Here is a 20,040-nt window from a genome sequence, read left to right as displayed (position 1 = left end):
GTTCTCATTATGGGAACACCCGAACACCCCGATTCTGTTAAAGGACGCGGCGCACCTTCTGCCAATGTCCCCACCCGCTTTGGCCTTGCCACACGCGAAACCGATGGCGATTGGCGCGACTATGTCGCGAGCCTTGGCGCGGACGATGCGCCGCCGGTGAAATTGCGCACCCATGTGACGGAAGAGCGGCCCAAGACGATCCTTTCGTTTAACGCCTCGCCCGATGTGCCGTTCGACCGTTCGGTCAACGCCTATCGCGGGTGCGAGCATGGCTGTGTCTATTGCTTTGCGCGCCCCACCCACGCCTATCACGATCTGTCACCCGGTCTCGACTTTGAAACGCAGCTTTTTGCAAAGCCCGATGCACCAGAGCTCTTGCGAAAGACGCTGGCCAGACGCGGATATAAGCCAGCGCCCATTGCGCTTGGCACCAACACCGATCCCTATCAACCGATTGAAAAACGGTATGAAATCACCCGTGGGATATTGGAGGCCTGTCTCGACGCGCGCCATCCGGTGACAATCACGACCAAATCCGACCGGGTGCTGCGCGATGCCGATCTGCTTGAGGAAATGGCGGCGCGCAACCTGGTTGCAGTGGCGATTTCGGTGACCTCGCTCGACCCTGTCCTTTCAGCCAAGCTGGAGCCGCGCTGCGCTACCCCTGCCAAACGGATTGCGGCCCTTGGAAAGCTCGCCCGGATTGGCGTGCCGGTCCATTGCTCGGTCTCCCCCATCATCCCGGCGATTACGGATGAATTCATGGAAGACATCATCGAGGCCGCGGCACAAGCGGGCGTCAAAAGCGCCAATTGGATACCCTTGCGCCTTCCCCATGAAGTCGCCCCGCTGTTTCGCGAGTGGCTCGCCGTTCATTACCCTGACCGTGCAAGCAAAGTGATGCGGATCGTGCGCGAAATGCGCGGGGGGAAAGACAATGATCCCAATTTCTTCAGCCGCTTCAAACCAACAGGCGTTTGGGCAGACATGTTCCGCGCACGTTTCCGGATCGCCTGCAAACGAAATGGTGTTGGACATGGAAAGTCGGCGCCGAAATTCGAGCTTGATTGCGAGCAATTTCGAGCACCCGAAGTCGGCGGCCAATTGCGACTATTGTAAACACATACGTGTTTTTACAAGGTAGCGGGCGCAACTTGTGTTACCTGCGCTATCGGAAACGTGAGTTTTCATTTCACTATTTACGTAGTGCAAGGTGTTTTCATCGTAATCGGGTGAGTATGATTGAAATTGGGGGAGCAATTCATGACTGATATCAAACCAGAGCAGAACGGCGAGAAGGCCGATCGACGCGATCAGGGCGATACCGACAGGCGTGGCACCGATCGCAGGCAAAGCTCAACGCCCTACACCGGCCCGGAACGCCGCAAGCACGAGCGGCGGGACTCCTGAACGGGTATGTCTTTCCCCTGGCGCGAACGGCGCAGGGATTAGATGAGCTTCAGGCAAATCCTCCGCCGGTTTCTCCCGGCTTGAACCGCATCAGGCGGCTGTCCACAAGCGCGGCGGTCCTGTTGACCACGGCGAGTTGATAGTTGGGGTTTTTGATCATCGAAAAGAACGCGCCCGCATCGGGATATTGCGCGACAAAACCGTCGTGCCACACCTTCTCATCGGGCTCCGGTCCGGTCACCATGGTCTGAAAGCTGCCGCGCCAAACGACCGTGCCGCCCACCTCTGCAAAGATCGGGCCGCTGGTCTTGCCATATTCCTCATAGGCCCGCCGCCCGGTCCAGCCATTGCCGTGGTGCTCATGCCCTTCAGGATATTCGGCCAGATCACGGTAACGCAGCAGGTTGAGCATATGGATCGGCTCATCACGCGGCAGGTCCTTGAACGCCTGGAAGTTGGCAGGTGATGGATCGATATAGGCTTTGGCCATGATATGCTCCTGTGACGCGCCCCTCTTCAGGAGGCAGAAGGTCCGTGGCTTGACCAAACGCGGTGGCGGCCATCGCGCATGATGAGAACCACCTGATAGCGGTCAACGCGCGCGCCCTGCTCCATGCCGGGCGAGCCCATCGGCATTCCCGGCACGCTCAGCCCGACGGCATCGGGGCGCTCAGCAAGCAGGCGCTTGATGTCTTCGGCAGGCACGTGCCCTTCGATGACATAGCCTTCAATCATGGCGGTGTGACACCCGCGCAGATTTCGCGGCACTCCGGCGGCATCGGCAATTGGGTTAAGGTCTTCGACGTTGCGAACCTCCATCGTGAAGCCCGCCGCTTTCATACGCTCAACCCACACAGCGCAGCATCCACACCAAGGCGTCTTGGCAACGTCAATGACGCTCGCAGCCGCGGAAGATGTGCACGCAAGAAGCGCGAAGGGTGCAACCAAAGCGGCGAGGCGAGAATTGGTCCAGGGCATGGGTTTTACGCCTCCAACTTGTAGTCAGCGAACCTGTCGCGAAGGTCCTTCTTGCTGATCTTGCCGGTGGCGGTGTGCGGGATATCGTCGACAAATTCGACCGCATCGGGCAGCCACCATTTGGCGATCAGCGGTTTCAGATGTTCGATGATCTCGCCGCTCGTTACATCAGAGCCTTCCTTGCGCACAACGAACAGCACAGGACGCTCGTCCCATTTGGGGTGGAACATGCCAACACACGCTGCTTCGGCAACGCCCGGATGACCAACGGCTGCGTTCTCCAATTCGACCGAGCTGATCCATTCACCACCCGACTTGATCACATCCTTGGTGCGGTCGGTCAGCTGCAGCGTGCCGTCGGGGTGGATGATGCCAACGTCGCCGGTATCGAACCAGCCCTCTTCATTGGCCGCATCCTGCTCTGCCTTGAAGTAACGCTTGATGATCCAGGGCCCGCGAATTTGCAGCGCGCCGGAAGTCTTGCCATCGCGCGGCAGTTCGGTGGCCATGTCGTCAAGGTCCACCGTGCGCAGTTGCACCCCGTAGATCGGGCGACCCTGCATACAGGTCTTGGTGACCTTTTCCTCAAAGGTGAGATTATCCCAATCCGACGTCGGCCCGCCAACGGTCCCGATGGGCGAGGTTTCAGTCATGCCCCAGGCGTGCTGGACGCGGGTGCCGTTTTTCATGAGCCGCTCAACCATAAAGCGCGGCGCGGCTGAGCCGCCGATGGTGGCGGCTTTGAGGGGTGGCAGGTCGATGCCTTCCTTGTCGCAATACTGGAAGTGCGCGAGCCATACGGTCGGCACACCGGCGCTGTCAGTCACGCCTTCGTCGAGCATCAGCTGGTGCAAAACGGCGGGATCGTTGACCGCGGAAAAGACGAACTTCACCCCCGCCATCGCGCCTGCATAGGGAAGCCCCCAAGACGCTGCGTGGAACATGGGAACAACGGGGAGCATTACGCTGGAGCTTGAAAAATTGAACGCCGCCGGCTGCATCCCGGCAATCGCGTGAAGCATGGTTGAGCGGTGCTCGTATTGCACGCCCTTCGGGTTACCGGTGGTCCCGCTGGTGTAACAAATCATGCAGGGGTCGCGCTCATCGCCGATGAACCATTCATAATCGCCGTCCTGCGCGCCGATCCAGTCTTCAAAGCTTTGCGTGTGCTCACCAGAATCGTAGCAAATATAATGCTCTACGCTCGTCCAACGGTCCTTCATCTTGTCGATGATGGGCTGGAACGCGGCATCGTAAATCATCACTTTGTCTTCGGCATGAGAGACAATGTATTCGAGTTGGTCATCAAACAGGCGCGGGTTCACCGTGTGCAGCACCCCGCCCATGCCCGCAACGCCATACCAGCTGACAAGGTGGCGCGAATGGTTCATCGCCATGCTGGCCACGCGCTCCCCGGGTTTCAGGCCCAGAGCCTCCAGCGCCTGCGCCATTTTGAGCGCATCCTCGCGAATTCCGGCCCAATTGGTGCGGGTGATGCTGCCATCGGCCCAGCGGCTGACGATCTCGCGGTTGCCGGATTCGCGCGCTGCGTGATCGATAACGCCGTTGATCCGCAAAGCCTGCGATTGCATTTCGCCAAGGGTCTGGGTGCGCATGTGATTGTCTCTCCTCAAAATCTCTCTTTGAAGGGGAGAATGGCGCGGGACGCCCTGCTTTGCAATTGTAGATTTTGATCGAAAACCTTTAAGCCACCAGCTTCAGGTTTGCCCGGCCTTTTGCAGGGGTGAGCGTCACGTTGGAGAGGCCCTCCACTCCCGTCAACCTCTCGGCCAGATCGCCATTGAGCGCGTAATTGGTACCAAGGCGAACGTGCGCCTCTTCGCCCTCTCCAAGCAACAGTTTCAAAAGCACCTCACCTTGCGCCCCGTCGGCTGTTGCAAGTTCCAGTTGCAGCTGCGTGATAGCATCAATGCTTGTCACATCGGCGCGAAGGATCATTGCGATTGAACCGGAGACCGCCGCCAGAGGCCTTGCGCCGCGAACGGTGAGGCGCGGTGGCTCGCCCGGATTGGGGCTATCGAGCTCTACGGTCAAAAGGACACATTCGCCATTGGCCGCCCATTCGGGGAATTTGTCGACGAGGCTTTCTTCGAAACACGCGCTTGAGAATTGGCCAGAGGCATCGGAGAAATCGGCGCGGATAAATTCAGCGCCGCGTTTTGTGCGCCCCTTGCTCGCACCTTCGACCATCGCCGCGATCATGGCGGTTGAACGGCCACCCGCAGGCGCGCCACCTTCCATCAGGCTTTGATAGGTGCGCGCACCGTGGGCCGAGGCTGCCTCGCGGAATTGCTGCACCGGGTGGGCGGAGAAATAGAAGCCGAAGTTTTCGCGCTCCTTTGCCATCTGTTCGATGCGCGGCCAGCTTTCCGCAGCTTGCAGGCGGATGCCTTCCTGCGGCGCATTGTCGCCGCCGAAAAGTCCGCCCTGCCCGCTGGACCTTTCGCGTGCAGCCGCTTCTGCTGTCGCTAGAAGCAAGTCGGCATTGGCGAAGAGTTCGCCGCGATTGGGGTGGAGCCCGTCCAGAGCGCCAGCACAGATAAGCCCTTCCAGCTGTCTGCGGTTCATCGAGCCTTGGGGAATGCGCTCGAAAAAGTCCTTGAGGCTTTCGTATTTCCCGTTTGCCTCACGCTCGGCGACGATGGCTTCCATCGCCTTTTCACCGACATTGCGAATACCGGCGAGCGCGTATCGCACAGCATAGCCGTGATCGGTCTGTTCGGTGGTGAATTTGGCCTTGGAAAAGTTCACATCCGGCGCGAGAACTTCGACGCCGGTTACTCTCGCATCGGCGCCCCCTTCGCGTTGCACCGGATAGCGGCGCGCATCGTCGACAAATACGGAAAGTTTTTCCGACTGGTGCATATCAAAGCACATGGAGGCCGCGTAGAATTCTTCCGGATAATGCGCTTTCATCCAAGCGGTCTGGAAGGCGAGGAGAGCATAGGCCGCCGCGTGTGATTTGTTGAAGCCATAGCCTGCGAACTTGTCGATCAAGTCGAACAGTTCATTGGCTTGTTTTGCTTCAATATCAGAAACTTCTTTGCACCCATCGACAAAGCGCTGGCGCTGTGCGTCCATTTCGGCCTGCACCTTCTTACCCATCGCGCGGCGCAGGAGGTCGGCATCGCCGAGCGAATATCCGGCGAGGATCTGCGCTGCCTGCATCACCTGTTCCTGATAAACGAAGATGCCGTAGGTCTCCTCAAGGATGCCCTCCAGCTTGGGGTGCGGATATTCGATCGCCACCTCGCCCGCTTTACGCTGTCCGAACAGCGGGATGTTGTCCATTGGACCTGGACGATAAAGCGAGACGAGCGCGATAATATCGCCGAAGTTGGACGGCTTCACCGCTTTCAGCGTGCGCCGCATGCCTTCCGATTCCAGCTGGAACACGCCGACCGTGTTACCCGACTGCATCAAGTCATAAACGCCCGTGTCATCCAGCGGCAGCGCGCCCAGATCAATCTCGATCCCGCGCTCTGCGAGAAGGTCCACCGCCTTGCGCAGCACGCTGAGAGTTTTGAGCCCCAAGAAGTCGAATTTGACGAGCCCCGAGCTTTCGACATTCTTCATGTCGTATTGCGTCACAGGCATATCCGAACGCGGATCGCGGTAAAGCGGCACGAGTTTCGCCAGCGGGCGGTCGCCGATCACAACGCCGGCGGCGTGGGTCGAGGAATTGCGCGGCTGCCCTTCCAGTTGCAGCGCCAGGTCGACGAGGCGTTTTACCTCATTGTCGTTGTCATATTCATTCTTGAAATCCGCCGCGCCATTCAATGCTCGCGGCAGTGTCCACGGGTCGGTCGGATGGTTGGGTACCATCTTGCAGAGGCGATCAACCTGACCATAGCTCATCTGCAGGATCCGCCCGCAATCGCGCAGCACCGCGCGCGCTTTCATCTTACCAAAGGTGATGATCTGCGCGACGTGGTCTTGCCCGTATTTTTGCTGCACATAGCGGATAACCTCGCCGCGCCGCGTCTCGCAAAAGTCGATATCGAAGTCGGGCATGGACACACGTTCGGGGTTCAGGAAACGCTCGAACAGTAGGCCCAGCTGGATAGGGTCAAGGTCCGTAATCGTCAGCGCCCAGGCCACAATCGAACCCGCACCAGAGCCACGTCCCGGCCCCACCGGAATGCCGTTGTCCTTGGCCCATTGGATAAAGTCGGCAACGATCAGGAAGTAGCCGGGAAAACCCATGTTGACGATGATGCCGATCTCGTAATCGAGCCGGTCAAAATAGGCCTTGCGATCCTCATCGGAGAGGTTCTCATAAGTCGAAAGCCGTTCCTCGAGGCCTGCCTTCGATTGCTCGGCGAGCATCTTCGCCTCACCCTCAAGATCGCCGGCAAGGCTTGGCAGGATCGGTTTGCGGTAAGGCGGCGCATAGGCACACCGCTGCGCCACAACGAGCGTGTTGGAAATTGCCTCGGGCACATCAATGAACAGGTCGCGCATCGTATGCGCCGACTTGACGTAGGCTTGCTCATTGGTGCGCGGGCGGTCCTCGTTCTCGACATAGGTCGAATTGGCGATGCACAACATGGCATCATGCGCCTTGTGCATATGCGGCTCTGCGAAATTGGCAGGGTTTGTCGCGACCAGAGGCAGGTTGCGGGCGTAAGCCATGTCAATCAGCGGCTCTTCCGCGCGTTCGCACACCGGATCGCCGTGCCGGGCCAGTTCGATGTAGAGGCGGTTCGGGAAAAGCATCTCCAGCTTTTCGACCAAGGCGCGCGCTGCATCTGCCTGACCTTCTGCCAGAAGGCGCGTCAAAGCCCCCTCGCCCGCGCCCGTTAGCGCGATCAGCCCGTCTGAATGCCCTTCAAGCTCGGACATCTCGACGTGAGGTTCAAGTTCAAGCGGTCGGTCGAGGTGCGCGGCGGAGACGAGGTGGCACAAATTATCATAGCCCGCCTCATCCTTCGCCAGAAGCGGAAGGTAATCGACAAGTTTGCCCTCCGACCCTTCGCGCGCAACGCCCAGAAGCGTGCCGATAATCGGCTGCACGCCTTCGGCTTTACAGGCATTGGCGAACATGACCGCGCCATAAAGCCCGTTGCGGTCGCATATCGCGATCGCGGGAAAATCACGTTCCTTGGCAAGTTTTGCGATCGCTTTGGGATCGATTGCCCCTTCGAGCATCGAATAGGACGAAAAGACGCGCAAAGGGACGAATGGAGCGTAGAGCATGGGCGCAATATGCGCTCTTGCTACGCCTGCGCCAAGGGCGACTTCCACAGGAAATGACACAAATGTCACCCCCGCCGCAGCGAGAATGGCATGCGCTGCTTAAAGCAGCTTTTCGATGTCCTTGATGATGGTCTTGGGCGCATCTTGCGGGCCGTAGCGTTTCACCACTTCCCCCTCACGGTTGATGAGGAATTTGGTGAAGTTCCACTTGATCGAGGTGGAGCCCATCAGACCCTTCTTTTCCGACTTCATCCAATCGAAAAGAGGTGATGCGTCGTCGCCGTTCACATCGACCTTGGCCATCAGCGGGAAGGTGACACCAAAATTGACCTTGCAAAATTCCGCGATCTCATCGGCATTGCCCGGTTCCTGCGCGCCGAATTGGTTGCAGGGGAAACCCAGCACTTCGAAACCCTGATCCTTGAACCGCTGATACAGCTTTTCAAGCCCGTCATATTGCGGCGTAAAGCCACATTTTGATGCGGTGTTCACGACGAGCAGGACCTTGCCCTTTTTCTCCGCAAGATCGAGCGTCTCTCCGCGGTTGGTGGTCACTTGAAAATCGGCAATGGTGGTCATGCGCGTCTGGTCCCTTAACGCTGAGTGGGAAAATTGCGATTCCTATGAAGGGAAATCGTCCCGGCTGGCAAGCGCCACGGCTTCTTCTGCTGAATATTCGCGGTCGCCCTTTTTCTCGATCACAAGATCGCCGCGCTCACCTTCGGGGAGCATGGTGATGTGCTTGATCATTTCGGCAAAGGTCCCGCGCCTCAATGCGTTGGCGCCCGAAATCACGCCGTCTGCGCTCGCCTTGTTGTAAAGCGCGGCGCGGTCATTCCACGCAAGTTCTCCGGTTTCGAGCGGGGTGCCTTTGTAAGTGCTGGGATGGTCTGCCATTTTTATCTCCTTTGAAGATATACAAGCGGGGGGCGCGAAGGGTTCCTTTATTCGAGCACACCTTCGTGAAGGCGCACCACACGGTCCATCCGGAGTGCCAGGCGCTCGTTGTGGGTCGCAACCAAAGCCGCGCTGCCCTCACCGCGCACAAGCTCGAGAAATTGGCCAAGCACCGTGTCCGAGGTTGCCTCATCAAGGTTGCCGGTGGGTTCATCGGCAAGCACAAGCGTCGGGCGATTGGCCAGAGCGCGCGCCACGGCGACCCGCTGCTGTTCCCCGCCCGATAGCTGGCTTGGCCGGTGGGTCAGGCGGTGACTGAGGCCGAGACTGGTGAGAAGGCTCTCGGCGCGCGCCTTTGCCTCGGCCTCGGCAATGCCCCCCACCATTTGCGGCATCACCACATTTTCGGTCGCGTTGAAATCGGGCAGCAGGTGGTGGAATTGATAGACAAAACCCAAATGCTCGCGCCGCAGCCTCGTGCGTTGGTCAGAGGCCATTTTCTCGGCCTGCTCGCCCGCGATATTGATCGACCCTTCAAACCCGCCTTCGAGAAGGCCCACCGCCTGCAACATGGTCGATTTGCCCGAACCCGACGGGCCCAGAAGCGCGACAATTTCGCCCGGCATAATGTCGAGATTGACCCCGCGCAGCACATCAATGCGCGTGCCGCCCTGCTCAAAGCTGCGTTTGAGATCGCGAAGCTGGACGATTGGCTTACTCATAACGCAGCACCTGAACAGGGTCGGTGTTGGACGCTTTTAGCGCCGGATAAAGCGTCGCAAGGAAGCTCAAACCGACGCCAAGGATCGTGATCCCGGCAATCTCCCACGGGTCCACCCGCATCGGTAGCGTCGTCAGAAACCGCACTTCGGGGTCCCACAATTGCGCGCCGGTAAGGAAGGAAATCCCGTCGACGATGTTGTTGCGGAAGAACAGGAGGAGGAAACCCAGCACAAGCCCAGCTCCAGTGCCGATCGCGCCAATCGTTGTGCCGGTGGTCACGAAAATCTTGAGCAGGCTGCGCCGCGTTGCTCCCATGGTGCGCATGATCGCAATGTCGCGCGTTTTTGCCCGTACAAGCATCACGAGGCTCGACAGGATATTAAAGCTTGCCACCAACACCATGAAACTCAGCACAAAAGACGTAACCATCCGGTCAATTTCAAGCGCTTCGAACAAGGTCGAATTGATCGTTTTCCAATCGGCGATCACCGCTTTGCCCTGAAGGTCCGGTTCCAGCCCGCCCAGAATGCCTCCGACATCATCGGGGTCAGTCACGGTCACTTCGATCAAACCGATCTTGTCGCCCAGAAGAAGCAGCGTCTGTGCATCTTCCATCGGCATGACGACGAAGGTTTCATCAAAATCATAAAGCCCGATCTCGAAGATCGCGCCCACTTCGTAGCCGACCTGTCGGATGGACGTGCCAAAGGGCGTTGTGCGCCCTTGCGGATTGATGATGGTGATCGTGTCGCCCACCCGAATGCCCAGATTGCTTGCAAGTTGAACGCCCAGCGCGACCTTGCCCGACCCGGGCGTTACGCTCGCCATATCGCCAAGCACGACCTTGTCCGAAATGCCGGCGATATCCTCTGCGGTATTGCCGCGCACGAAAATCGCCGCGTTGCGTCCGTTGTATCCGGCGATCAATGGCTGTTCGATCAGGGGGGATGCGCTGATCACGCCATCGGTTGCCTGAACCTTTGCGAGCACATCTTCCCAGCCTTCAAGCTCGCCGCCATAGGCCTGGATCACCGCGTGCCCATTAAGGCTTGAAAACTTGTCGAGCATCTCGCTGCGAAAGCCGCCCATGACGCTCATCACCGCGACCAGAAGCGCAACCGACAGCATCACCACGCATACCGAAATACCGGCAACAAGCGCGATGAATGCCTCGCCTTTGCCGGGCCATAGATAGCGTTTGGCTATCATCTTTTCGAAGGGGGTAAGCATTGGAAAAAGCGCTTTTGCAAAGTGGTTTGTGAACGCAGGCTTTAAGCGCGCAAGGGACCACGCACAATCGGTAATCGGGCGCAATCTGTGCGTAATGTGGCGCTTGCCTCCTGCCTCTTGCGCTTGCCCTTCCGCGGACTTTGTCCAAATGTCGGGGAGCATGGCCCACTATTCGCCGCGATTGGCCTTGTAATTGATCGGTAACATCGCCATTGACGCTCCCATCCAAAAGACACCACGCGAGCGGGGCAGCAGGCGAGGAAGCTATGGCAATTACCGAAACGGGTCGTTTAGCAGGCAATCTCACTCACCCCTTCCTCGATGAGGATGGTGATAAACTTCGCGAAGAATGCGGGGTTTTTGGCGCAATCAACGCAGAAAAAGCGTCGGCTGCGACCGCGCTTGGCCTACACGCGCTGCAACACCGCGGGCAGGAAGCGGCCGGCATCACCAGCTTTGACGGCAATGACTTCATCTCGCGCCGGGGCCTTGGCCATGTGGCAGAGAATTTCTCGACCCAGGAAGCGATCGACGAACTTCCCGGCACAATGGCAGCGGGCCATGTGCGCTATTCGACGACCGGTGGCTCGGGCCTTCGCAACGTGCAGCCGCTTTACGCAGAGCTTGCCAGCGGCGGCTTTGCGATTGCGCATAACGGCAATATTTCCAATGCCTTGAACCTTCGCAAGGATCTGGTCGGCAAGGGTTCGATCTTCCAGTCAACCTCTGACACCGAAGTCATCATCCACCTGGTCGCGACATCGCGCTATCCCACGGTTGGCGACCGCCTGATCGATGCGCTGCGTCTGGTCGAAGGCGCCTATGCGCTGATCGTGATGACGCCCGAGGGCATGATTGCCTGCCGTGACCCGCTGGGCATCCGTCCGCTCGTCATGGGCGAGATGGTCAATGGCGATGGCTCCAAAGCGGTCCTTTTCGCCAGCGAAAGCGTCGCCTTCGATGTTGTTGGCGCCAAATTCATCCGCGAGATCGAGCCAGGCGAAATGCTGCAAGTCGGCTTTGACGGCGAGATAAAGAGTATGCGCCCCTTTGGCAGCCCTGCCCCTCGGCCGTGCATTTTCGAGCACGTCTATTTCAGCCGCCCCGACAGCACGTTTGCAGGTCACAGCGTTTACGAAGCGCGCAAGGCCATCGGCCGCGAGCTTGCTATCGAATCCCCGTGCGATGTCGACCTCATCGTGCCTGTACCCGACAGCGGCGTTCCCGCAGCCATCGGCTATGCCCACGAATCCGGCGTGCCGTTCGAGCTTGGCATTATCCGCTCGCACTATGTCGGGCGCACCTTCATCCAGCCATCGGACGGCGCGCGCGACAGCTCTGTAAAGCGCAAGCACAACGCCAATCGCGCCCTGATCGAGGGCAAGCGGATTGTCCTTATTGACGATTCCATCGTGCGCGGCACGACCAGCCTCAAGATCGTGCAGATGATGCGCGATGCGGGCGCAAAAGAAGTGCACTTCCGCGTTGCCAGTCCGCCGACCGCCTATTCGTGTTTCTATGGCGTCGATACGCCCGAACGCAACAAGCTGCTCGCCGCGCGCATGGAGATCGAGCCGATGCGCGAATATATCCAGGCCGACAGCCTCGCTTTTATTTCCATCGACGGGCTTTACCGCGCGGTGGGATCGCAAAAGGGCCGCGACAAGGCGTGTCCGCAGTTCTGCGATGCCTGCTTCACCGGCGACTACCCCACATCGCTCACTGATCTGAACAACGCGCGCGAAGGCAGCGATGAGCTCCCTTTTGCTGATCCAAGAGCTGCCTGAGACGCCGAGATTCGAGAATCAAGAACCATGACCGACACCAGACCTCTTGAGGGGCAGACCGCCCTCGTCACCGGCGCGAGCCGCGGAATTGGCGCAGCGACCGCGATTGCGCTTGCGAAAGCGGGCGCGCACGTGATCATCACCGCGCGCAAGGTGAAGGACCTTGAAGCGGTCGAAGACAAGATCCACGAGGCGGGCGGGACCTCCACCATCGCGCCGGTGGACCTGATGGAGCCTGACGCGATTGGCCGGCTTGCAAGCGCGATTGCCGGGCGCTGGGATACGCTCGATCTGATGGTGATTGCAGGCGCTTACCTGCCAGAGCTCACACCGCTTAGCCAGATTGACCCCAAGCAGTTCAACACCGCAATCCTGACCAATGTCGTTGCTACACAGGCGCTGTTGGCGGGGTTCGATCCGCTATTGCGACGCGCGAAAGCGGGCAAGATCATCGGCCTCACCAGCAGCGTTGGCGCGAACCCTCGCGCTTATTGGGGCGCCTACGGTTCGACCAAGGCCGCGTTTGACAACCTGCTCGAAACCTACGGGCAGGAGGTTGAGAAACTCTCTGAACTGCGCGTTGCGATTGTGGACCCGGGCGCAACCCGTACCGCTATGCGCGCGCGCGCCTATCCGGGTGAAAAGCCCGAAACGCTTAAAGGTCCTGAAGTCGTCGCCGACCGCCTTGTAGCATTGGCGAGCGAAGGCTTTGAAACAGGGCACCGCGAACGGGTGGATTGACCCCGCGCAAGGGCGCTTTGGACAGCTTGTCAGCGCGCTTGAACACCCGCTGGAGCGATTGCTGCGGTTACGCTTAAACTGCTGTTAACCAAAATCTGCAACTTTCTGTCAGTACCATATGTGCCATGTCTTTGGGCGTGTGAGTGCCTTGTCGCACTTGCCACGCACATTACTGACAAAGAAGGTTCAAAAAGCGTATGCCGACCGCTGACAACCGTTATCTCGCCGCAGCGCAGGAAGATCGCTGCTCTCCTCGTACACGCCTGGTGATCCCTGCCTCTTTGCGGGCATCGGGTGGCCGCGCGTTTCAGACGAACGTTCAGGACCTTTCGATCTCGGGCTTTTCGGCAAGCTCGATCAATCGCATGCACGAAGGCCAGATGTGCTGGCTAACCCTTCCCGGCCTTGAATCGCTTCAGGCGCAGGTCGTGTGGTGGGAAAACTGCATCGTCGGTTGCGCGTTCGAGGAGCTTTTGAGCCCGATCGTGCACGACAACATCCTCATGCGTTATTCAAGCGCGGGTGTCAGCCGTCCGATGATTTGATCGGCAGGTTCAATCGGCAGAATTGTCAGGAAGCGGCGCCGCGATCAGCGCCCCTCCCCGTTCAATCTTCAAAACTTAATCCCCAAACTCAATCAAGCGCCGCAATCCTGTTCGCCACATCGCGCCAGCCTGCGCGGTGGGCGTTGCTTGTTGCGGTCGGCCAATTGCTGACCACGGTGAGCACCAATTGCTTTTCCGGGATGATGGTGATCGACTGACCAAAGATGCCTTGCGCGCCGTATCCTTGGGGATAGGTCCACCATTGGTAGCCATAGCCAAAGCCGGTGGCATCCCCTTCAAAATCGACAAGGCTGTCGCCTGCTTGTGCAAACCAGCCCTCGGGCACTTTGTCACCGCCCCCTTCGAGTGCGAAGATCCCCATGCGGGTGTAATCGCCAAGCGTGAGTGACAAACAGCATCCCCCGATGCTTCCGCCGCGGGTGTCGGACATCCAGAACATCGGGCTTTCAAAACCGGCAGGTTCGACGATCTTCTCCTGCGCATATTGCGCAAGCGAAAGGCCCACCGCATTTTCAACCACCATGCCGATGAGATTTGTCTCGCCGGTCTTGTAGAGCCACTTTTTCCCCGGATCGGTTTCGCGCTCCAGCCCCTTGAGCTGCATCACCATCGCCTCAGACCCGTATTTGACCATGAAGTGGTTCATCTGCGCGACGTCGCTGTTGGGGTCGGTGTAATCCTCGTTCCAGGCGACGCCGCTGGTCATGGTCGCGATCTGGCGCACGGTGACGCCGTCATAGGCTGAACCCTTGAGGCCGGGCACATAGGTGACGACATTGTCATCGAGGCTCGCGATAAAACCATCGCGCACCGCAGCGCCCAACAGCGTCGAGGTAAAACTTTTCGCGACAGAAAAGCTGGTCCAGCGTTGATCGGGTCCAAAGCCGAGACCGTAATCCTCGAACCGCACCCCGCCGTTTTGATACACCATCACGCCTGCGGCATTGGTTTTTGCCATGAGCGCGCGAATATCAGCGGCAAGATCCGCAGGAAGCGGCGCGCCATCGGGAAGCGCGCGCGGCGACGTGCTGGCGGGCACTTCCTTACCCGGAAACCAGTTTTCCATCTCGCGGAAACGCGCGGTGCGTTCGTCATCGCTCCAGAACAGCACCTGCAACTCGGAAGGATCGCGCTGCGGTGGTTCAACATCGGTGACCGCTGCGAGCGGTGCGGGCCCTGTTTCAATCCCCTCAGCAGCGCCATATCCGCAAGCGGCAAGCGCAAGGCTGGCAGCGCCCAAGCCCAAGAATTTTGCGTAGTTCATCGGTGTCCTCTCCCACATCGCGTCCGCGAGCATGTTATCGCCCGCTATTCCCACGCGAAGTCTTAAGAGGCAAGCATCGCCTCGCGATCTTCCCCTAGTCGCTTTTCATCGACTTATAGGCCGACAGCGCGCGCTCGCGCCCTTCCTTGTGGGCGATCATTTTCGAAGGATACGCTTTTGGCAGGCAGCCGTGCTCTTCGGGATCGTAAATGTACGGCGCATCCAGATCAGCAAGTTCAGGCACATATTCGCGGATGTAGGCAGCGGCGTCGAATTTCTCCGATTGCGTCAGCGGCGCCATGATGCGCGAGAACATGTTGCTGTCGACGCCTGTGCCAGAATTCCACTGCCAATTGACCGCGTTCGAGCCATAATCGGCATCGACAAGGCAATCCCAAAACCACTGTTCGCCTTTGCGCCAATCGATCAGCAAATGTTTGATCAGGAAGCTTGCCGTAATCATGCGCACGCGGTTGTGCATCCAGCCGGTCTTCCAAAGCTGGCGCATGCCGGCATCAACGATCGGGTAGCCTGTTTTGCCCTGCTGCCACTTTTTGAGGTCCTTGGCGGCTTTGTCGTCGCTGTCGGGGTCGCGCCATTTCAGCTTGTCGTAATCCTCGCGGTAATTTTCGGTCGCATAGGCCGGATTGTCGCAGATCACATTGGCGGCATAATCGCGCCACACGATCTCGCTTTCAAAGCTGTCCCAACCCTCGGATCGTTTGTGCTTGAGTGCGTGCCAGATTTGCACCGGGCTTATCTCGCCAAAGTGCAAATGCGGAGACAGGCGCGAGGTTTTATCGACGCTGGGAAAATTGCGCTTGTCCTCATAGTCGGCAACGTGGTCTTCCCATTCACCAAGACGATCATGCGCGGCCTTTTCTCCGACCTCCCAAAACTCCGCGATGCCGCCTGACCAATCGGGCTTGGTGGGAAGGAGGTTCCAATCCTCCAGCGCATCGCTTGCGGGCCAGTCATCGGGCGAGGACAGCGTCTCTGGTTCGGGCAATTCATCGCGCGGGGGCAGGACCTGTTTGATCGCCTTATAGAACGGGGTGTAGATTTTGTAGGGATCGCCAGAGCCGGTGGTCACGTGCCCTGCGGGGAAGAGATAAACGCCGTCGTAAAGCTCCAGCTCGATTTCGTCTTTCAGCTTCTTCTGCGCCTTTCTCCACCACGGTTCATAATGGGTGTTGGCGTGGATGGTCTTTGCCCCCACGGCATTGGCCACCGTGGTCAATTCCTCCACCGCATCGCCGCGCCGCAAGATCAGCTTGGCATTGCGTTGGCCCAGGCTCTTGCCAAGGCTCTCCAGCGAATGATGCAGCCACCAACGCGAGGCGCCGCCCATCTTGTGATGATCGGGCGCCTCGTCATCGAGCACATATACGCACACGACGGGCCCTTGTTGGGCGGCATGATAAAGGGCGGGATTATCGGCCATGCGCAAGTCGCGGCGCAGCCAGACGATTTGTGTTTCACTCATGCAAGATGAAGCGTTTTAACCGCCGCCAAGTTCCTCACATTCCACATCGGGCAAGGGTAAGCTGAACCGTTCGCGCGCACGCGGATCGTAAAAGCGTGCATCGTGAAGCGTCACCGAGCCGCCTTCCCCTCGCGTCAGGAACGGCGCGCGCGACCAGAACAGGAATGCGTCGAGTTGGCTGTTGTCATGGCGCGCTTCGGATAAATCCGGCATCGCGCATTGCACCGCCACCGTATGGCGATAGCCATTGCCGGCGTCATCACCGTCCCATGCGTCGGAAATCCAGCGTCCGTCTTCGAGCTGTGCGATCCGCTCGCGCCCGAGTGACAAAACCGGCATGGGCGACGCGATGAACTCGCTTGGATAAGGCTCTGCCATCACGCCTTTTGTCTGATAGGTCATGAAAGTGATGGTCCAGTTGAGCGCGATATAGGCCAACATTATGGTTATACCTCCGCGCGCAATCGGACGCTGATTGCCCCCTGCTTTCTCGCGGGCATACCCCCACCACACCGAGACAATCAAAAGCGCCCAAATCCACACATCAATGATGAACAGCGTGTCGCCATAGGACCAAGTGGGCGCAAACGGCTCCCAGAAACGCACGCCATAAACATTGAGCCAGTCGAGCAGCGGGTGGCTCAATGCGCCAAGAAAACTCAAGGCGTAAAGCCAGCCAAAATGCACCGGCAGGCGCCCTTCGGGTCTTTTCCCGCGCTTTGTCTGCCAGCGGTCGTAATACCACAATATCCCTGCAAGGATCAGCGGCAGGATCACAAGAGCTGGCGGTCCGTGCGTAATGCCTCGGCGAAATCCAAGGTGCTCGGTCCCCTCCAGCCAGAAGAAACACGCCGCATCCACATCGGGCAGGTTCGCGCCGATGATAAGCGCGGGCATGGCAAGCCCGGTTTTCCGCTTGAGCCCCGCCTGACCCATGATTGCGCCGACAAGGCTGTGCGTTAGGTTATCCATTTGCAACTGATTAGCGATGGTGCATATCAGCGTCAAAGATGGATCGACGAGAGAGGCAAATCCCATGACCGACACCGCGCAAAGCACGCCATTCGTGCGCCCCGATATGCAGGCATTTCTGGACGCTTTGGCGGCAGCGGGCGCTCCGGCCATTGCTGACATGACGATAGCGGAAGCGCGCGCCTCTTACGTGGCTTTGCACGGCATGGCGGATCGCCCGGCGCGTGATCTTGCCGTGATCAAGGATCTGTCATGCCCCGGTCCTGCCGGTGACATCCCATTGCGCCTCTATGATGCGCGCGAAACCCGCGAGCCGGGGCCGGTGATTGCGTTTTACCATGGCGGCGGCTTCGTCATCGGCGATCTCGACACTCACCACAATTTGTGCACCGAAATCGCCGCGCTGATGGACCTGCCCCTTGTGGCGGTCGATTATCGCCTTGCGCCAGAACACCCCTTCCCCGCTGCGATCGAGGATTGCGAAGCGGCAACGCGCTGGATCGCATCATCGCCATCGGAATTGGGACGCGAGGCATCCGGCATCATCACTATCGGCGACAGCGCCGGGGGCAATGCAACCATTGTTGTCGGACAATCTCTTGGCGCCAACCCCGCAGCCGCGCCAGTGGTGCTGCAAGTCCCGATCTTCCCGCTCGCCAGCGATGCGATGGGTTCGAGCAGCCTTGACGATTTTGCCGACGGTTTTGTCCTGACCAGGGCGGCGATTGAATTCTTCGATGCCGCGTACAAGGCCGACCGTGCCGATCCGCGCGGCTTTCCCATTTTAAGCGACCATTCGAACGCCCCGCCAACGGTGCTTGCCACGGCCAGTCTTGACCCGATCCGCGATTCAGGGCGCGATTATGGCAAGGCCTTGATTGATGCCGGGCGCAGCGTCGTCTATCTCGAGATGCAAGGGGTCACCCACTCCTTCACCAATATCCGCGCCGCCGTTCCCAGCACCCAAGGTGATCTGGAGCGCGTGACCGCGGCGATGAAACTGATGCTGGACCACGGATAAATGAGCGAACTACCCTACCGCCTGTGCGCGGGCTTCATGCTGGTGAATGATGATGGCCTCGTCTTTGTGGGCGAGCGCATCAACAAAGCTGCGCACGGGTTTTGGCAGATGCCCCAAGGCGGCATTGACGCGGGCGAAGATCCCCAGACCGCTGCCTTGCGCGAACTTGAAGAAGAGACAGGGGTCCGTGCGGATCAGGTGGAGATAATCGCTGGCGGCGACCGGACCTTCAAATATGATCTTCCGCCGGAGCTTTTGGGACGTGTGTGGAAGGGCAAATATCGCGGCCAGGAGCAATATTGGTATCTTGGCCGCTTTAGCGGAAGCGATGCCGATATTGACTTGGGGGCCCATGATCCGGCCGAATTTCAATCATTCCGCTGGGTCGATGTGCAGCAATTGCCAGAGCTCATCGTCCCGTTCAAACGCGCGGTTTATGAAGAGCTTGTCGAAGAGTTCGCGCCGCTGATCTGATCCGGTTAGAACCGGAAAGCAATGTGCGGACGGTCATCCTTGGCGCGCGCTGACTTGAAACTGTCGAGCGCCTCGATCCGGTCAAACCAGGCATGGATATTGGGATACCCACCTGAAAAAGCGCCCTTATCGCGTGCGGCATACATAGGGTAAACCAACGTGATATCGGCGCTCGTCAATTGATCGCCGCCAAAGAATGGCTGCTTGCCCAGATCCTCTTCCATGAGGTCCAGCATCGCTGACATTCTCGGGTTGACGAACAGCTTGCGCACCCGCCCGAAAACCGATTTGAGCAGCGCGCTGATCGGCCACGGACTGCGCGATTCCAGAAGGCCGAGGATCATCGCAATGCTCTGAAGATTCATCAGCGAGGCTTGCGATGCGTGATACCAGAAAAGGTGCCTCACCCGGTCCTTGTGCCCTGCCTTCGGGTTTAGGGGGCTGTCCGGGTAACTATCGAGGATATAATCGATAATCGCATTGCTTTCAGCGAGCACCAGATCGCCATCGGTCACAACCGGCGCAGTACCCAGGGGCGAGAGCGCCTTGTAATTATCGGGCGCAAGATTGGTATCCGGGTCGCGATTATAGAGCTTAAGCTCATATTCGGCGCCGAGCGCTTCAAGCAGCCAGAGGATGCGAAAGCTCTGCGAATATTCAAGATGGTGTAGTGTAAGCATATCCGCGCCCCTGCCAGATTGGATCAGTTGGTGGCCGCGCCCTCTTCGCCGGCGTCCATCACTGTCTCAACCGCGAGACGTGCAGGCGGCCCTGCGGTGATGCGTTGTTGCAGCGCCATCGTTTCCGGACAGGTCGCACCGCAAAGGCTTTCCAGCCGCGACAGATTGCGCTGCGCCTTGTCAACCGCGCCGCGCTCGACAAGAGCCTCGCCCTCGCCCGAAATCGCGGCATAATTGTCCGGATCGCGGTTCAGCGCCTCGCGGTAATACGCAATCGCCTTGCCCTGAAGCCCGTCCTGACGCGCCGCTTCTGCAAGTTCAAGGAAGATCGGCGTGTAGGCAGGATCGACCGCAAAAGCGGCCTCGAACGCGTCAATCGCGCCTTGCGTATCGCCGCTTGCGAGTGCCTCTTGCCCCTGTTCTATCAAAGCCACCGCACGCGGATCGGGAACCTTGTCGCCTGCGCTCGTCACACTCGCCGTCGCGACGAGAAAAAGAGAGAGAACAGCGGCAACCGGCGCGAAACGCATGAACAGCTCCTTCAAAGCATCAGGGCCCACCTTTGATGGACCGAAAGACGATGGCCCAGAT

At 59.0% G+C, this 20,040-nt stretch carries 20 protein-coding genes; 7 read left to right on the top strand and 13 right to left on the bottom strand.

Going from position 1 to position 20,040, the window contains the following annotated elements:
• Window positions 1-9: 9 nt before the first annotated feature.
• Complete coding sequence (locus MWU38_RS08510; RefSeq protein WP_247271422.1) at window positions 10-1,119, top strand: PA0069 family radical SAM protein; 1,110 nt, start codon at window positions 10-12, stop codon at window positions 1,117-1,119.
• A 144-nt stretch (window positions 1,120-1,263) separates the two neighbouring features.
• Window positions 1,264-1,410 carry a hypothetical protein gene (locus MWU38_RS08505; RefSeq protein WP_247271421.1) on the top strand — a complete coding sequence of 49 codons (147 nt, stop codon included), beginning with the start codon at window positions 1,264-1,266 and terminating at the stop codon, window positions 1,408-1,410.
• A 49-nt stretch (window positions 1,411-1,459) separates the two neighbouring features.
• Here MWU38_RS08505 and MWU38_RS08500 read toward each other — a convergent pair whose 3' ends face one another.
• From MWU38_RS08500 to MWU38_RS08465, 8 genes are all read right to left on the bottom strand, one after another.
• A complete protein-coding gene (locus MWU38_RS08500) occupies window positions 1,460-1,900 on the bottom strand; it encodes a DUF1330 domain-containing protein (protein ID WP_247271420.1) in 441 nt (146 codons plus the stop codon).
• Between the two features lie 26 nt (window positions 1,901-1,926).
• On the bottom strand, window positions 1,927-2,388 hold the full coding sequence (locus tag MWU38_RS08495; RefSeq protein WP_247271419.1) for a DUF411 domain-containing protein: 462 nt from the start codon (window positions 2,386-2,388) through the stop codon (window positions 1,927-1,929).
• Between the two features lie 5 nt (window positions 2,389-2,393).
• A complete protein-coding gene (locus tag MWU38_RS08490; RefSeq protein ID WP_247271418.1) occupies window positions 2,394-4,004 on the bottom strand; it encodes a long-chain fatty acid--CoA ligase in 1,611 nt (536 codons plus the stop codon).
• An 88-nt stretch (window positions 4,005-4,092) separates the two neighbouring features.
• Window positions 4,093-7,608: a DNA polymerase III subunit alpha gene (gene dnaE / locus MWU38_RS08485; protein WP_247271566.1), complete on the bottom strand. Its 3,516-nt coding sequence runs from the start codon at window positions 7,606-7,608 to the stop codon at window positions 4,093-4,095.
• A gap of 99 nt (window positions 7,609-7,707) precedes the next feature.
• Window positions 7,708-8,187 (bottom strand): glutathione peroxidase, encoded by a 480-nt coding sequence (locus tag MWU38_RS08480; RefSeq protein WP_247271417.1) that lies wholly within the window; start codon window positions 8,185-8,187, stop codon window positions 7,708-7,710.
• Between the two features lie 42 nt (window positions 8,188-8,229).
• Window positions 8,230-8,505 carry a hypothetical protein gene (locus tag MWU38_RS08475; RefSeq protein ID WP_247271416.1) on the bottom strand — a complete coding sequence of 92 codons (276 nt, stop codon included), beginning with the start codon at window positions 8,503-8,505 and terminating at the stop codon, window positions 8,230-8,232.
• A 47-nt stretch (window positions 8,506-8,552) separates the two neighbouring features.
• Entirely contained in the window at window positions 8,553-9,227 is a 675-nt protein-coding gene (locus MWU38_RS08470; protein ID WP_247271415.1) for an ABC transporter ATP-binding protein, read from the bottom strand.
• On the bottom strand, window positions 9,220-10,458 hold the full coding sequence (locus tag MWU38_RS08465) for a lipoprotein-releasing ABC transporter permease subunit (protein WP_247271414.1): 1,239 nt from the start codon (window positions 10,456-10,458) through the stop codon (window positions 9,220-9,222). The genes MWU38_RS08470 and MWU38_RS08465 overlap by 8 nt, the downstream gene beginning before the upstream one ends.
• A gap of 266 nt (window positions 10,459-10,724) precedes the next feature.
• On the opposite strand from MWU38_RS08465, the gene purF reads away from it, so the two are divergent.
• The 3 genes from purF (at window position 10,725) to MWU38_RS08450 (ending at window position 13,531) form a co-directional block, all read left to right on the top strand.
• The gene (gene purF, locus MWU38_RS08460) at window positions 10,725-12,245 is read left to right on the top strand and encodes an amidophosphoribosyltransferase (RefSeq protein ID WP_247271413.1); all 1,521 of its coding nucleotides are present in this window, start codon (window positions 10,725-10,727) and stop codon (window positions 12,243-12,245) included.
• Window positions 12,246-12,272: 27 nt separating this feature from the next.
• Window positions 12,273-12,986: an SDR family NAD(P)-dependent oxidoreductase gene (locus tag MWU38_RS08455; RefSeq protein ID WP_247271412.1), complete on the top strand. Its 714-nt coding sequence runs from the start codon at window positions 12,273-12,275 to the stop codon at window positions 12,984-12,986.
• A 197-nt stretch (window positions 12,987-13,183) separates the two neighbouring features.
• Window positions 13,184-13,531, top strand: coding sequence for a PilZ domain-containing protein (locus tag MWU38_RS08450; protein WP_247271411.1), 348 nt, complete (start codon window positions 13,184-13,186; stop codon window positions 13,529-13,531).
• An 88-nt stretch (window positions 13,532-13,619) separates the two neighbouring features.
• Here the strand turns inward: MWU38_RS08450 and MWU38_RS08445 are convergent, their stop codons facing one another.
• The 3 genes from MWU38_RS08445 to MWU38_RS08435 form a co-directional block, all read right to left on the bottom strand.
• A complete protein-coding gene (locus MWU38_RS08445) occupies window positions 13,620-14,816 on the bottom strand; it encodes a serine hydrolase domain-containing protein (protein WP_247271410.1) in 1,197 nt (398 codons plus the stop codon).
• A 94-nt stretch (window positions 14,817-14,910) separates the two neighbouring features.
• A complete protein-coding gene (locus MWU38_RS08440) occupies window positions 14,911-16,302 on the bottom strand; it encodes a deoxyribodipyrimidine photo-lyase (RefSeq protein WP_247271409.1) in 1,392 nt (463 codons plus the stop codon).
• A gap of 15 nt (window positions 16,303-16,317) precedes the next feature.
• Complete coding sequence (locus MWU38_RS08435) at window positions 16,318-17,274, bottom strand: metal-dependent hydrolase (RefSeq protein WP_247271408.1); 957 nt, start codon at window positions 17,272-17,274, stop codon at window positions 16,318-16,320.
• Between the two features lie 64 nt (window positions 17,275-17,338).
• Here MWU38_RS08435 and MWU38_RS08430 point away from each other — a divergent pair, with 64 nt between their 5' ends.
• Window positions 17,339-18,295, top strand: a complete 957-nt coding sequence (locus MWU38_RS08430) for an alpha/beta hydrolase (RefSeq protein WP_247271565.1) — start codon at window positions 17,339-17,341, stop codon at window positions 18,293-18,295.
• Complete coding sequence (locus tag MWU38_RS08425; protein ID WP_247271407.1) at window positions 18,296-18,769, top strand: RNA pyrophosphohydrolase; 474 nt, start codon at window positions 18,296-18,298, stop codon at window positions 18,767-18,769.
• A 5-nt stretch (window positions 18,770-18,774) separates the two neighbouring features.
• Here MWU38_RS08425 and MWU38_RS08420 read toward each other — a convergent pair whose 3' ends face one another.
• Window positions 18,775-19,449, bottom strand: a complete 675-nt coding sequence (locus MWU38_RS08420; protein WP_247271406.1) for a glutathione S-transferase family protein — start codon at window positions 19,447-19,449, stop codon at window positions 18,775-18,777.
• A gap of 23 nt (window positions 19,450-19,472) precedes the next feature.
• Window positions 19,473-19,979, bottom strand: coding sequence for a tetratricopeptide repeat protein (locus tag MWU38_RS08415; protein WP_247271405.1), 507 nt, complete (start codon window positions 19,977-19,979; stop codon window positions 19,473-19,475).
• Between the last annotated feature and the right edge of the window lie 61 nt (window positions 19,980-20,040).

It is taken from the genome of Qipengyuania sp. S6317L1, from assembly GCF_023015615.1.
Lineage (GTDB): Bacteria > Pseudomonadota > Alphaproteobacteria > Sphingomonadales > Sphingomonadaceae > Erythrobacter.
The sequence above is the reverse complement of the archived record's forward strand: the minus strand, read 5'-3'. Positions and strand labels throughout refer to the sequence as shown.